Raw genomic sequence first — 14,423 nt, 5'->3', positions numbered from 1 at the left:
CAGCTACTCCATGTAGTTTTCCGGCATATCAATTTGTGCAACACCAGAATCAATTGCCGCTTGCGCTACTGCTTTGGCAATGCGCGGTAATAAACGCGGATCCATCGGTTTTGGAATAATATACTGCGCACCAAATTCAAGTTTCTCAACACCCGCCGCTTTTAATACTTCCGCTGGTACTGGTTCTTTAGCAATGCTACGAATAGCGTCAACCGCAGCAATTTTCATTTCATCATTAATTTTGCTTGCACGCACATCTAGCGCACCACGGAAAATAAATGGGAAACACAGCACGTTGTTAACTTGGTTTGGATAATCTGAACGACCCGTTGCCATGATTAAATCATCGCGAGCACCATGAGCAAGCACTGGAGAGATTTCTGGATCTGGGTTTGAACAGGCAAATACTACAGGTCGATCAGCCATTAGCTTAAGATCGTCAGGAGAAAGTAAATTCGGGCCAGATACACCAACAAATACATCGGCATCAGCAATAACATCTTGCAGTGTGCGCTTATCTGTATTGTTAGCGAATAACTGTTTGTACTCGTTTAAATCATCACGACGAGTATGAATAACGCCTTTACGATCTAACATGTAAATATGTTCACGCAATGCGCCACACTTGATCAGTAGCTCCATACACGCAACCGCTGCGGCACCGGCTCCTAAACAAACGATAATCGCATCTTCGATTTCTTTGCCTTGTACTTCAAGTGCGTTGATCATACCAGCAGCCGTTACAATCGCGGTACCGTGTTGATCGTCGTGGAACACTGGAATGCTACAACGCTCGATCAATGCTTTTTCTATTTCAAAACACTCTGGCGCTTTAATGTCTTCTAAGTTAATACCGCCAAACGTATCAGCGATGTTAGCAACTGTATTGATGAAATCTTCGGTGGTATTGTGTTTCACCTCAATATCTATCGAATCTAGACCCGCAAAGCGTTTAAATAATAACGCTTTACCTTCCATAACCGGTTTTGAAGCCAATGGACCTAAGTTACCTAAACCTAAAATAGCGGTGCCGTTAGTAATAACCGCAACCATATTGCCTTTACCGGTGTATTTGTAGGCATTAGCGGGATCAGCAGCTATTTCACGTACCGGTTCTGCAACACCGGGGCTGTATGCGAGTGCAAGATCCTGTACGGTTTCAGCTGGCTTTGTAAGCTCAACGCTAATTTTTCCTGGAACGGGGTGCGAATGGTAATGTAAAGCTTGTTCACGAAAGTCTGACATAACGCGATTTTATCCTGCAAGTAAGTTAAGTTGAAAGTGAGAGTAAGCAGTTCTTATATCTTATAGGGAACGATACCTATATTATAATTAAATTCAAGCAATATCAGGTCTATCCTGTTATATGCTATATCCGTTAATTTTATGCGTTTTGTCAGCATTTTTTGCAAAAACGCTTCAATTTCCGACTATAAAAACGCCACAAAGCATCAAAAAACCCATCTTAAAATGCTTATTATGCATCGCTTTAAAGCAAAAATAATGGCCTATGACTAAAAACCATCAAAGTAAGACGTTAACAACATTTAACCGCAAAAGACCTAACTTTACCGACAAAAACGTTTAATTTATCGCTTTAATGAGAATGACAATATAGTCAACAAATCACTATTTGTCTGTTATTTACTCGCTATACTGGATATAAAAGTGGGAAATAGTCACAACATAATGAATGCGTAAAGCTGGAGCACTAGAGCAAGAAATAAAGACTAAAAGGCGGTGTTTTTAATAAATAGCAGGCATAAAAAAAAGCACCCTAAGGTGCTTTTTCCGACAAAACAACAAGAATTACTTGCTGCTAAGTGAACCGAAACGCTTGTTAAAGCGATCAACACGGCCACCTGTGTCTAAAACTTTTTGCTTACCAGTGTAAAACGGGTGACACGCAGAACATACGTCTAAGTGAATGTCTTTACACAGAGTAGAACGAGTTTCGAATTTATTTCCACATGAACATGATGCTGAAATTACTTCGTACTTAGGGTGAATACCTTCTTTCATAGAAACCTCTAGTTAAGGCCGCATCGCTCTCCAAACCCGGAGTCTGGCACCATACGTCGTTAAAACAAATTATTTAGGACGCGTATTCTAAGCAACAACCCCACTTGCTACAAGCTTTAAATGTCGTTTTTGCTAATAAAATGAACAAAAGTTTTAAAGAAGGTATTTGCAGGTAGGTTTTCAGCCATAATTTTAGTACATTAACTCCCTTATTCGTTCTTGTTTGGGTTGTTATGAGTTTTGTTGAAGTTGCTATAAAAGTACCGTTGCATCGCACCTTTGATTATCGCATTCCAGAGCAACTCGATGGTTTATCGGTGATGCCTAAAGTCGGTGCGCGGGTATGGGTGCCATTTGGTAATCAGCGCAAAGTTGCGGTCGTACTGGCGCTAAAAACCAACACCGATGTGCCGGTTAATAAACTTAAAGCAGTGCTTGAAGTGATTGATGATGAAGCCGTTTTATCAGAGCGACATATCGAATTATTGCGTTTTACTGCGCGCTATTATTGCTACCCACTAGGTGAAACAATTCATATCGCCCTGCCTGGCGCGCTGCGTCAAGGACTGTGCCCAGATAAAAGCAGTATTAGTATGGTGGCACTTACTGAAAAAGGCGCTAAATTACCGTCTTTAAAAGCAAAGAGCCAACTAAGCTTACTCAAACAACTGGCAGATTCGGGTAAATCATCACTTACAGAATTAAAAGCGCTGGGGTTTAGTAAAAAAACTATCGACAGCTTACTTAACAAAGAGCTGATCAGCCAAACGATTGAACACGACAACCAATGGCAACAACAACTTCCCACCGTAGGCACTAAGCCGACTCTAAATAAAGAGCAAGCAGTAGCCTGTACCACCATTAATCAAGCGGTCGGTTTCAATAGCTTTTTACTAGAAGGTGTTACTGGCAGTGGTAAAACCGAGGTTTACTTACAATGCCTTGAAGAGGTTTTAAAACGCGGTGAACAAGCACTCGTACTAGTGCCTGAAATTGGCCTTACGCCACAAACGGTTAATCGATTTCGTCGTCGCTTTCCTGATACGCCGATTATGCTGTGGCATTCAGCACTGACCGATAACGAACGCTTACAAACTTGGCGCTTTTGTGAAAAAGCCAGTTGCGCAATTGTGATTGGTACACGTTCGAGTATCTTTTTACCATTTTTAAAGCTTGGTATGATCATTGTTGATGAAGAACATGACGGTTCATTTAAACAACAAGATACCTTACGTTACCATGCCCGTGATTTAGCCGCATACCGCGCTTTTCAACATAAAATACCGCTGATCTTAGGCTCAGCAACCCCGGCGCTCGAAACCTTGCATAAGGCAATTCATAATAAATACCAACTGCTGAGCCTAACGCAACGTGCGCAAACCAGTACCGACAATAAATTTCAGCTGATTGATATGAAAGGCCAGCCGGATCAAGCTGGTATAGCCCATGCCAGTCTTGCCACTATGCGTCAGCATTTAAAACGAGGCAAACAAGTGATGGTATTTCTAAACCGTCGCGGTTTTTCGCCTACCCTGATTTGCCATGAATGTGGTTGGTTAAGTGAGTGCACACGTTGCAGCACCAGTGCGACTTTTCACAAGGCCATCGGCCAGATGATTTGCCATCACTGCGGTGAGCAAGAACGCGTGCCGCATCAGTGTCCAGACTGTGGTAGTACACAAATATTTCCTAACGGCAAAGGCACCGAACAAATAGAAGAGTTTTTAACAACCGAGTTTCCTGATACCCCGATTAGCCGGATTGACCGCGACTCAACGCGTCGTAAAGGCAGTTTAGAAAAAGCCCTAGACGATATAAACCAAGGCGGTGCACGGATTTTAGTTGGCACCCAAATGCTTGCCAAAGGTCATCACTTTGCTGATGTGAGCTTAGTATTGATCCTTGATGTCGACGGCGGCTTGTACTCGTGCGACTTTCGCGCCACAGAGCATTTAGCACAATTGGTTACTCAGGTGGCTGGCCGTGCTGGGCGCAGTGGCGAACCTGGTCATGTATTATTGCAAACTCACTTTCCCGAGCATCCTTTATTACAAGATTTAGTCAATAATGGTTATCAAGATTTCGCCCGTTTTGCACTGCAAGAGCGCGATGACGCACAGCTACCACCAATAACTAATATGGCGATTGTCCGCGCCGAAGGTCACAACATAAAGCAAGTGGTCGATTTTTTAACAGATTTAGTTCCAGTCCAAGGTCTAACTGGTATACAATTGTTAGGTCCGATCCCTGCACCGCTCGAGCGAATTGCAGGGAAATATCGCTTTCAATTGCATATTCAAGCGCTCGAACGCCCTCTATTACACCAATATCTCGCGCAAATGGTAGACTACTTAAGTACCAGTAAATTAGCGCAAAAGGTGCGATGGAGCTTAGATGTAGATCCAATAGATATGATTTAAGGTTAGAAGCCCAATACCACCATGGCACAACACGATTTTATTAATAAAAAACCGGGCAACCGTAATAGCAAAAAAACAGCGCCACCGAAAAAACCATTCCCCGTTTTATTAGTACTGGTTACCGTGCTACTTGTTGGCGGTTTTAGTTTTGGTTTATGGTATGTCAAAACCAATGCAGATCCAAAGCTGGTTGAACAACAAGCAAACCCAACACCTGCAAAAGTGCAACAAGAGTTGCCTAAACCACGCCCTCCTGAATTCATAAAAGAAATCAAAGAGCATGAAATTCAAGTTGAAGTAAGAGAGCTTGAACAAAAAGGCCCTTATGTAATGCAATGCGGCTCATTCAGAACCCATGGCCAAGCAGAAACCTTAAAAGCTAAAATTGCATTTGCCGGATTAATCGCCGAAATTCGTGAAACAACCGGCACTAACGGTGTCTGGTATAAAGTGCGTTTAGGTCCTTATAAAACCAAACGTTTAGCCGAAAGTGATAAAAACAAACTAAAGCGTAGCAAAATAACTGGTTGCGGAATTTGGAATTGGACTTGATTTTAGCCCATTAACCCATATTAACTCATCATCAATCGCTTTTAACGAGTCGCCCCTGCGACTCGATGATGAGGAATAACATGACCACTATTGTAAGTGTACGTCGCGGCGATAAAGTCGTCATTGGTGGCGATGGCCAAGTTTCACTTGGTAACACCGTAATGAAGGGCAACGCCCGCAAAGTTCGACGCCTTTATAATGGCAAAGTGATCGCCGGTTTTGCTGGCGGCACTGCTGATGCCTTCACCCTGTTCGAACGTTTTGAAAGCAAGCTTGAAATGCACCAAGGCAATCTAACCAAAGCCGCTGTTGAAATGGCTAAAGATTGGCGTAGCGATCGCGCCTTGCGCAAACTTGAAGCATTGCTTGCTGTTGCCGACTCCACAGCCTCACTGATAATTACTGGTAACGGTGATGTTGTGCAGCCTGAAAATGATTTAATTGCCATTGGTAGTGGTGGTAACTTTGCCCAATCAGCTGCAACTGCCCTACTTGAAAACACCGATTTAAGCGCCCGCGAAATTGTTGAAAAAAGCCTGACAATTGCCGGCAACATTTGTGTATTCACAAATAACTTTCAAACCATCGAAGAATTGTAATAGGAACTGCTATGTCTGATATGACTCCCAGAGAAATCGTTCATGAACTTGACCTGCATATAATTGGTCAAGCAAAAGCAAAAAAAGCAGTGGCTATTGCCCTTCGTAATCGCTGGCGCCGCATGCAACTAGATGAAGATCTTCGCGCTGAAGTAACGCCGAAGAATATCCTGATGATCGGTCCAACCGGTGTTGGTAAAACTGAAATTGCCCGTCGTTTAGCAAAACTTGCCAACGCGCCTTTCATTAAAGTCGAAGCGACTAAGTTCACTGAAGTGGGCTATGTTGGTAAAGAGGTTGAAACCATCATTCGCGACTTGGTTGATGTATCAATCAAAATGACCCGTGAACAACAAACTAAAAAATTCAAACATCGCGCAGAAGAAGCTGCCGAAGAACGTATTTTAGATGCACTACTGACTCCTGCTAAAGATTCGTCTGGTGAAAGCCAACGCGATGAAGGATCTTCAACGCGTCAGATTTTCCGTAAAAAATTACGCGAAGGTCAATTAGACGATAAAGAAATTGATATTGATTTAGCCCAAGCACAACCAAATGTTGAGATCATGGCACCACCTGGTATGGAAGAAATGACCAACCAGCTGCAAGGCATGTTCCAAAATATGGCGGGTGACAAGCGCACTAAACGCAAACTTAAAATTAAAGAAGCGTTTAAATTATTGGTTGAAGAAGAAGCCTCTAAATTAGTAAACCCTGAAGAGCTAAAAGAGCAAGCAATCTTCGCAGCCGAACAAAACGGTATTGTGTTTATCGACGAGATAGACAAAATCTGTAAACGCGGTGAATCATCAGGTCCAGATGTAAGCCGTGAAGGCGTACAGCGTGACTTACTGCCACTGATTGAGGGCTCAACCGTGAGCACTAAGCATGGCATGGTGAAAACTGACCATATGTTGTTTATTGCCTCTGGCGCATTCCAAATGGCAAAACCATCTGACATGATCCCAGAGCTACAAGGTCGCTTACCTATTCGTGTAGAGCTTGAAGCATTAACCGCTGACGACTTTAAACGTATTTTAACCGAACCACATGCCTCACTGACCGAGCAACAACATGCACTACTTAAAACAGAGCAAGTAAGTGTAGAGTTTAGCGATGACGCCATCGAGCGCATTGCCAAAGCGGCATGGCAAGTTAATGAAAAAACCGAAAACATTGGTGCACGTCGCCTACATACGGTAATGGAAAAACTGATGGAAGAAATTTCCTATGATGCATCAGAGCAAGCTGGCACCAGTTTAGTCATTGATGCCGCCTATGTTGAGAAGCATTTAGGTGCACTGGTGGAAGATGAAGACCTAAGTCGCTTTATTCTTTAATTTTAAAACTAGAACTTAGGGCCCAGGCTCTAAGTTCTTGGTTCTAGGCTCAATACACAGGCATAACAATGAAGCAAGTGATCAAGGTACATCATCATACCGTTAGCAAAACCCTTGATGTCTATTTTGACGATGACACCCACTGTACTTTTAGTAGTGAGTTTTTACGTGTTCATTCACCGTCTGCCGAAGTACAAGGCCATGGTAACGAACCAATGAAATTGGCACTCGGTAAATCGCAGGTTAGCATCAAAAACATCGAGCCAGTCGGCCACTACGCACTGCGTTTAGACTTTGACGATGGCCACAACAGCGGTTTATTTAGCTGGGCATACTTCAGCCACCTACAAGCCCAACATGACGATTTATGGCAAACCTACCAACAACGCATCGCAGAACATCAAGCCAATAAAGACAGCGTACCGATCAAGTTTGTGCCTTAGCGAGTTTGCGAGTTTGCGAGTTTGCGAGTTTGCGAGAGTATAGTTAGCGAGTTAAAAGGTTCAAGGTGAAAGTTAGCGCAGCTCGGCGTTAAAGTTAACTATGTCATTCTGGTTGAGTGTAGCGAAGCGTAACGAGAAGGTGCTAGGTAACTAGGTTTTAGATTTTAGGTTTTAATAAGCCCTAAATAGTCTGAACAGATGAGATTCAATCAAATCTGACCGTCGCGTGCGTGCCAATAGCAAATGGTGGGAGCTTTATTCTCTTGTTATACAATTTTTTACCTCAATTCGGAAAGACTAACCTTCGCTTGCCCTACTTTAACTTGAATTGAGTCTAATTGATCCCCAAGATTAGCAACATTAAAACCAATTGAAAACTTGTTATCCGGAAGTTTAGGATGTACTACTTTAAACTTATTAAGAAGTGCTGTCATATCCAACTGACTTTCAAACTTAGCAGCGACTTTCCCTCTCAGCAAATATAAATCACCATCTTCCCCCTCAACTTCGCCACAATGAACAATATCTAATACTTTGTATATTGTGCTTACTTTTCTACTACTTGTAACAACACAAGCTAAGTCACCTTCTTTGATATTTCCCCAATCAATATTGTTGGCATTATTAATCTGGGTCAAGGACAAATCAAAGATTACATTTTCGTAATTGGAAAAGACTTTTCTATATTTTCGGTCGTGGATATTATTAAATATGAACATCGCCATCTCCTAATGAAAATTACCAATGTCGCAAACAGCCGCCAGTTTGCGAAGTCAGATTGCACGCTCTTTATACTTATCTATCTGTAAACTCAATAATGTGTGCGATATGAGCTAACAAACTTATACATTTTAATGAGTTAATTTCTGAACCGTAATCTAGATGCTTCCGAGACCCATGAAGAATACCACTACGATTAGGTGCTTTTTCTTTGTACTTATTGTTTGACTTACCAATACTTTCCGAAAATTGCGTTTTTGTAAGAACTTGAGACCAATACACATCATCTGATATATCACTCGGGTCTTCGATCTTTTTAGAAATATTATCCTTTCGCTTATCATTTTCAGTAAACAAATAGCTGCCTAAATTTTCCGAACAAATACCATCGCTTTGAGATAGGAATAGAGGTATTGCAGCAATGAAATTACCTTCACTATGTAGAGTGAAGGCAACATCAATAATATGCTTTCTTTTTGGATAAAGAGTCACTACCTTTTTATGGATCTGCTGATAGTATTCATTAATACTATCTATCATGTAAGTATCTAAAGCGTCCTTCCCCTCCTGAACAATAGTCTCTAACTCCGTTGATACGAACCAATTTATGAACCACCCGTTCTCAGCAGCAAACTCCCAGCGTTCACGATATCTAATATTGATTCCATTAGATAATTGCAAAGTTTCTATCTTTTGATCTTCAACATACTGAAGAAAACTATCTGCAATAGACGCACCAGCAGAAATCAGCTCAATTAATAAAGCCAAAGCTTCTTCAGACTTAATATCTTCACTCATTTATATTCCATAACTGGGCCCAAAGCTTAACTAGCCTGAAGAATGACTCGTTTTTATTTATTTTTATTGATGGTTTAACCATAGCCGAGTTACTATTTTGATTCAATAAAAAGCTGTCGTCGCTCCATTGTGCTGTCTATTTAGATCTTTATTTGAATTAGCTAACGGTGGATTTAGATCACTGGATCCATCGTAGATTAAGAATGTGCCAATGACGGCAATGACTATTTAGCTTCACAAGGTTTAGCGTCATTAAGAGATATTTAGATCAATATTCATTACGGGAGATGAACCGCCCATTGCACTTCCTGTTAAAAAAAGGGCATGATGGGTAGTGTCGGGGCTGGAGGAGACCTCCGGCTACCCGATTAGCTTGCGTATTGGAACTTAGTATCAGACAACTTCTAACAAGTTCATTGTATCGTGAATTAATATACTATCGATCAAAGCTGTATTGGATAGAAATGCCCTTTTTGATTTACTATCTCCAATGCATATTAATTTTGTATCTTTTGGAAAAAATTGGTTTTTAATGGCTTCAACATTAAAAAGGGGGTTAGATGAAGTTTCATCTCCTTTGTACTCAGCGACAGAAAAAACAACTTGCCCACTGGATTTAGTTTCATGAGAAAGAAACTTGAAAATATTACTTCTGCTCTCAGAATCAATATCTTCTTTAAAAACCGCATCAAGAAGAAATGGAAAGCTATGAATAGTAGAGTTTTTCATGACCATTTCGTAGAACGAGAAGTTATAAGCCATTAACAACTGGTGTAGCTCTACGCCCTGATACGGGAATGAATTTAAAGAATACAGAGCCTGATATTTGGCTTCTTTTGGTAATTTAACACCTAACGCTGAAACCTTACGTTTAAATATAGAAAGGAACTCTCTTTCCTTAATTTTTCTCAAGGAGTCAATATCAACACCGTTTCCAAGCTTATCTATATCAATATTAATTCCGTTAATTCTTTTTTCACATACTTCTTTTTTTATAGAAATGTTTTTTAACATTTTTAAGTTAGCATTATGATTCAGCCAAGAATCAAATGTAATATTATCCGATCTTAAACGTCGTAAAACCTCATAATCCTTCTCTATTTTAATTCTTAAAGAAGTTATAAGTTTTTCAACCGAGTTCAACTTCGCAGCGTTGCTTTTAATGTGTTCTTTTACCCTGTCCTTTTCCTTTAAGGCATCGTTAATGTCTTGGCTGTAGCTATAAAACTCTTTCAAATCACCCGGTAGGTTTTGGTCACACGTGGGGCACTGATCAACTTTTGGCTTTTGATTTTTTATGTTGGTTATTATTTGAGATAAAACCTTTTGCCTACCTCTTAGCATACTAATTTTATTGCATAATTTCGTATGTTCTGCTTCTTTATCTGACAAGTTTTTGTTTAAACTTTGATAGCCTTCTAGGTAGTTTTCAGCCTCACCTTTAAATCGCTGATCAAGTAACTTTGATACTTTCAACTCTTCATTTTTAGCTTCATAAGAATCAAGTTGCTTCAACTCAAAGCTTAATTCTTTTTTCTCTTTTTCAAGGTTATATTTATTGATTCTTTCGTGACCACTCTCAATACCACAATAGTAATCTAAATAATCAAATTTGAAATCCTTATAAAACCTATAATCTCCAATTGATTCACGTATATAAACCCACCCTACAGATTGAGATATATAATAAGGCAATAGCGCTGCTTCTAACGGCGCACCAATTAACTCAGATTGCTTTTGTAGGACTAAATCAAATCCAATTAATTTTGATAAAAGTTCTTTATATCTTCCGTACTCAAAAGAATTGTTACTATTAATACCATCAAATCTAATAGGAGGTTCACTTCCTTTTTGTAAAACTAACGTATCATCAGACCTTACAAATACCAACTTACAAGTTTCCTCAGCTTTTTCTAGAGCGCAATCAAGTCTAAAAAACACATCATCACTGTTAATATCATTCAAATTCTCTTTTGAGTCATTTATACCCATGGAATAAATAACTGATTGAATAAGTGTACTTTTCCCAGATGTATTTCGCCCGTGAATAATATTTACTGACTCACTAAATTCAGTATGAAAACCTTTCTCGCCATTGGGAGAATAAACCAGTAAACTTTTTAAAATTAATTTAGACATACATCCCTCTTGTCTCTACATATGCTGCAATTACAGCGAATGACACCATGTAGTTTTCTAATCTAGGTTGGAATTCTTCTTGATAACTGTGATATAAATCCACAATACAATCAGCTTCACTGATGTGCTTCTCATCAATATCTGTTCTAGTTTCAACAAACCTGTAAATCTTACGATATTCAACTTGTTGAATATCCTTAAAATAATCAAAACAATTTTCAAGCAGTTCTTTTGCTCTTCGTCGTATTGGAAGTTTTAATTTCAACTCAGTTGAGATTTGTTCCGAATACTTCCTCCAAAAATCAAAAGACTTTTTACTTTCAGTGAACATATTGAAAGTTTCATTTATCTTGTCTTTCGTTACTCTTTTGGTTAGGTCAGACAAAAGCACTTTATTGTCATCATTGTATGTTTGCTCTGCATCCTCTAATAATCGCATTAATGATGAAATAACAGCCTCATGATCATTCACCTCCTGACCAAAGTGCTCTATAGATAAACCTTTTAGCGCTCTTTGCCAGCTTTGGTAACTTTGAGCAAAATCAATATAGTGAAAATGAACATTCTTTAATTGAGTTCTTTCAAGTATTGACTGGCAAATTCTTGGTTCAATATTTTCTTTAATTTTGTTTGTTAAATCAGAGTATTTTTTACGTCGATTCGAAACTTGAACTTTGATTTTATCTTGTTTGACATCTTTTTCTTTTTTACTTGATAACAATATATTCCGATTTGTAAGAAAGTTTAGCGTATGCTGGTAATCATTAGATTTGTCGTGAGGATCATTGATAAGCTCTTTACCAACCATTGTCATTTTTCCAATTATTTCGCAAAGATCATTATCTGTTTTCCAATCATCTCTTGATTTTTTTGCTTGGTATGTATCAATTTTTTTTAAATGCCGATTTTCATCTAAAAATGCGAATAGAAAATCTTCATGGTGCTCTAAGCAAATAAAGTAGTTCTCTATGTTTAATTCTTCATAGCCTTCAAATAATAGAAAAACAACACAGCAACGCTGAAACGAATAGCCAGAGCCACCTTCTACACCTGAATTACTACTTATCATAATGTACTTCCATGATTATTTTTTGATTCGTTATTTTTACAATTTCAGTAACAGCTTATAGAACACCATTTGAGTGATTTATATCAAAACAAAACGGTGTATATTACATACTCTGATAATTCCACCAATAATTACTTTTGTAAACAAGTAATTAAATAACTAAAATACTAAGCGCTAAGTTTCCCTCATTTACTTCTCATTCCCTTCTCTTTGTGCAAAAGATCTTTAATTGAAATATTTACAAAGAGGCTCAGAGGCGCGGCGCTTATTTAATTATCCAAACAAAAAAGCCATAACTTTCAAACAACTCAGGGCTGCTTAAAACTTATGGCTTAGCGCTTAAAGCTCAACTAACTCCTAGAACCTAAATCCTAGAACCTAGCACCTAATATTAAACCTTAAACTTATCTATCGCGGCGTAAAGCACTCTTGCTTGCTCTGATACCTCTTCGCTAGTTTGTGCATTTTTTGATGAATGAGCTGAGGCATCTTCGGCGATATCACGAATACGCACGACGTTTTTATTCACCTCAGAAGCAACTTGGCTTTGCTCGTCAATTGCGGTGGCAATATGCGTGCTCATTTCCATAATAGTTTGCACATCTTCGGTAATAGAGTTCAGAAGTTCACCCGCTTTTGTTGCTTGTGCTGCGCTTTCGCCGCCTTGTGTTCGGCATCGTTGCATTATGCTTACGACTTCTTGAGTACGCCCTTGTAAAATCGAGATAATGCTCTCAATCTCTTTGGTTGACTCTTGAGTACGCTGTGCAAGTGAACGCACTTCATCAGCAACAACAGCAAAGCCACGGCCTTGCTCTCCGGCGCGCGCAGCTTCGATTGCGGCATTGAGTGCTAGTAAATTAGTTTGTTCAGCAATACCACGAATAACATCCAATACTGAGCCAATGGTTTCACCGTCTTTTTCAAGCTGTGATACTACGGTAGTGGCATTACCCAGTGAATCGGATAATTGATTGATCTGCTTAACCGTTGCTTCAACTTCTTTGCGCCCCTGTTGAGCACTTTGATTAGTTGATTCTGCTTTTTTGGCTGCGGCCTCGGTATTATGAGAAATGTCTTGAATGGTGGCTTGCATTTCCGTCGCGGCGGTTGCAACCATATCAGCTTCATGCAACTGCTCTTGCATGCCCGAGCTGGTTGCAGCAGTAGTCTCCGATAAGTGATCGGTAGCAATATTTAAAGTCGTTAAAGCTGTATTTACTTCGTAAATGAGTTTTTTGAAGTCACTTATAAGACTATTAAAATCAATTGTCATGGTGGTTACTTCATCTTTACCACTGTGTTCTATAACAAGTCGTAAATCATTGTTGCGACGAATTTCATTGATGGTGTGATACACCCGTTCAATTGGGACGATAATCGAACGACTTGTAAAGTACACCAAAATCATCACCAGTAAGCTGGCAACAATAAAAATTGCGATAGCGATCATTTGTGCTTGTGCAGCAGTAGACTCAACTTGTTGTTTCGTTGCAGTCGTAATTAAAGTGACTAAATCATCACTTTGTTTAACGCTGTCTCTCATTTTACCAAGTGCACCTGAACCTAAATCCAGACCTAATGCAACTTGCGCATCAACTAACGACTTAAACTTACTTTTATAAATTGCAAGTAAACGTAACAGCTCAGACTGGTCACTTGAAGCCAAGTTTTCGTTGCGAATTTGACGTTCTAGCTGCGATACGCCGTCTTCAAAACGAGTTAAATATTTTAGGTCAAAACGCAGCATAAAATCTTTTTCAGAGCGTCTAAGCTGCAACATCAAAGTGAGTAAATGATAGTTATCTTGCTTATTTAACAGCGTTTCCATTTGATGTACAGCATCTCGTAGTTCGCCATAAAGCGCATCTTTAGGGTGCAAACCAATTTTCTTTTGTAATTTTACAACTTTTTGAAAGTCGTCATTATACTGCTTAGCAAGTGCTACAAATTGCTCGACTTGCGCAGTGGCAATATCAAGCTCGGCTGATAACTTAGCCAACATTTTTATTTTAACCTGTAGCTGCTCATATTCTTGATCGAATAACTCTAAGCTGCCTTCTTGCTTATAAAACAAAAAGTCTTTTTCGTACTTACGCATTGACAGTTCGTGTATATCAAGCTCTTCAGCATACTGAATCGTTTCATTTAGTTTCAGCATAATGCGTGCCTCATAGATAATGACGCACAACATAACGACCATAGCGAGACCAACAACTAATGCATTGACTTGTAAACGACGTTTAATAGTCAAATTTTGGAGTAAACTCATTAACAACAGCCTATAAAATAAATCACTGCAAGATAGTATAGTTAAATAA

The 14,423-nt window shown here is 39.5% G+C and carries 12 protein-coding genes; 5 read left to right on the top strand and 7 right to left on the bottom strand.

Annotation, left to right across the window (positions count from 1 at the left end):
• Window positions 1-3: 3 nt before the first annotated feature.
• Both H5200_RS00370 and rpmE read right to left on the bottom strand, forming a co-directional pair.
• Window positions 4-1,245 (bottom strand): malic enzyme-like NAD(P)-binding protein, encoded by a 1,242-nt coding sequence (locus H5200_RS00370; RefSeq protein WP_182760696.1) that lies wholly within the window; start codon window positions 1,243-1,245, stop codon window positions 4-6.
• 564 nt (window positions 1,246-1,809) lie between these two features.
• Window positions 1,810-2,022 (bottom strand): 50S ribosomal protein L31, encoded by a 213-nt coding sequence (rpmE, locus tag H5200_RS00365; RefSeq protein ID WP_145238505.1) that lies wholly within the window; start codon window positions 2,020-2,022, stop codon window positions 1,810-1,812.
• Window positions 2,023-2,255: 233 nt separating this feature from the next.
• On the opposite strand from rpmE, the gene priA reads away from it, so the two are divergent.
• The 5 genes from priA (at window position 2,256) to H5200_RS00340 (ending at window position 7,376) form a co-directional block, all read left to right on the top strand.
• Window positions 2,256-4,442 carry a primosomal protein N' gene (priA, locus tag H5200_RS00360; RefSeq protein ID WP_149982625.1) on the top strand — a complete coding sequence of 729 codons (2,187 nt, stop codon included), beginning with the start codon at window positions 2,256-2,258 and terminating at the stop codon, window positions 4,440-4,442.
• 21 nt (window positions 4,443-4,463) lie between these two features.
• Entirely contained in the window at window positions 4,464-4,994 is a 531-nt protein-coding gene (locus H5200_RS00355) for an SPOR domain-containing protein (RefSeq protein WP_149982624.1), read from the top strand.
• A gap of 80 nt (window positions 4,995-5,074) precedes the next feature.
• Window positions 5,075-5,593: an ATP-dependent protease subunit HslV gene (gene hslV, locus H5200_RS00350; protein WP_145238496.1), complete on the top strand. Its 519-nt coding sequence runs from the start codon at window positions 5,075-5,077 to the stop codon at window positions 5,591-5,593.
• Between the two features lie 11 nt (window positions 5,594-5,604).
• A complete protein-coding gene (gene hslU / locus H5200_RS00345; RefSeq protein ID WP_182717691.1) occupies window positions 5,605-6,933 on the top strand; it encodes an HslU--HslV peptidase ATPase subunit in 1,329 nt (442 codons plus the stop codon).
• Between the two features lie 68 nt (window positions 6,934-7,001).
• On the top strand, window positions 7,002-7,376 hold the full coding sequence (locus tag H5200_RS00340) for a gamma-butyrobetaine hydroxylase-like domain-containing protein (RefSeq protein WP_182760695.1): 375 nt from the start codon (window positions 7,002-7,004) through the stop codon (window positions 7,374-7,376).
• Window positions 7,377-7,654: 278 nt separating this feature from the next.
• Here the strand turns inward: H5200_RS00340 and H5200_RS00335 are convergent, their stop codons facing one another.
• From H5200_RS00335 to H5200_RS00315, 5 genes are all read right to left on the bottom strand, one after another.
• Window positions 7,655-8,095: a hypothetical protein gene (locus H5200_RS00335; RefSeq protein WP_182760694.1), complete on the bottom strand. Its 441-nt coding sequence runs from the start codon at window positions 8,093-8,095 to the stop codon at window positions 7,655-7,657.
• A 76-nt stretch (window positions 8,096-8,171) separates the two neighbouring features.
• Window positions 8,172-8,894: a hypothetical protein gene (locus H5200_RS00330; RefSeq protein WP_182760693.1), complete on the bottom strand. Its 723-nt coding sequence runs from the start codon at window positions 8,892-8,894 to the stop codon at window positions 8,172-8,174.
• Between the two features lie 393 nt (window positions 8,895-9,287).
• Window positions 9,288-11,033 carry an AAA family ATPase gene (locus H5200_RS00325; RefSeq protein ID WP_182760692.1) on the bottom strand — a complete coding sequence of 582 codons (1,746 nt, stop codon included), beginning with the start codon at window positions 11,031-11,033 and terminating at the stop codon, window positions 9,288-9,290.
• On the bottom strand, window positions 11,026-12,102 hold the full coding sequence (locus tag H5200_RS00320; RefSeq protein ID WP_182760691.1) for a dsDNA nuclease domain-containing protein: 1,077 nt from the start codon (window positions 12,100-12,102) through the stop codon (window positions 11,026-11,028). Before H5200_RS00320 ends, H5200_RS00325 begins: the two co-directional genes overlap by 8 nt.
• Before the next feature lie 391 nt (window positions 12,103-12,493).
• The gene (locus H5200_RS00315; protein WP_182760690.1) at window positions 12,494-14,374 is read right to left on the bottom strand and encodes a methyl-accepting chemotaxis protein; all 1,881 of its coding nucleotides are present in this window, start codon (window positions 14,372-14,374) and stop codon (window positions 12,494-12,496) included.
• Between the last annotated feature and the right edge of the window lie 49 nt (window positions 14,375-14,423).

It is taken from the genome of Pseudoalteromonas sp. SG43-7 (assembly GCF_014164295.1).
Lineage (GTDB): Bacteria > Pseudomonadota > Gammaproteobacteria > Enterobacterales > Alteromonadaceae > Pseudoalteromonas > Pseudoalteromonas rhizosphaerae.
Note: the sequence above shows the minus strand (reverse complement) of the source record. Positions and strands in the feature narration are given on the sequence as shown.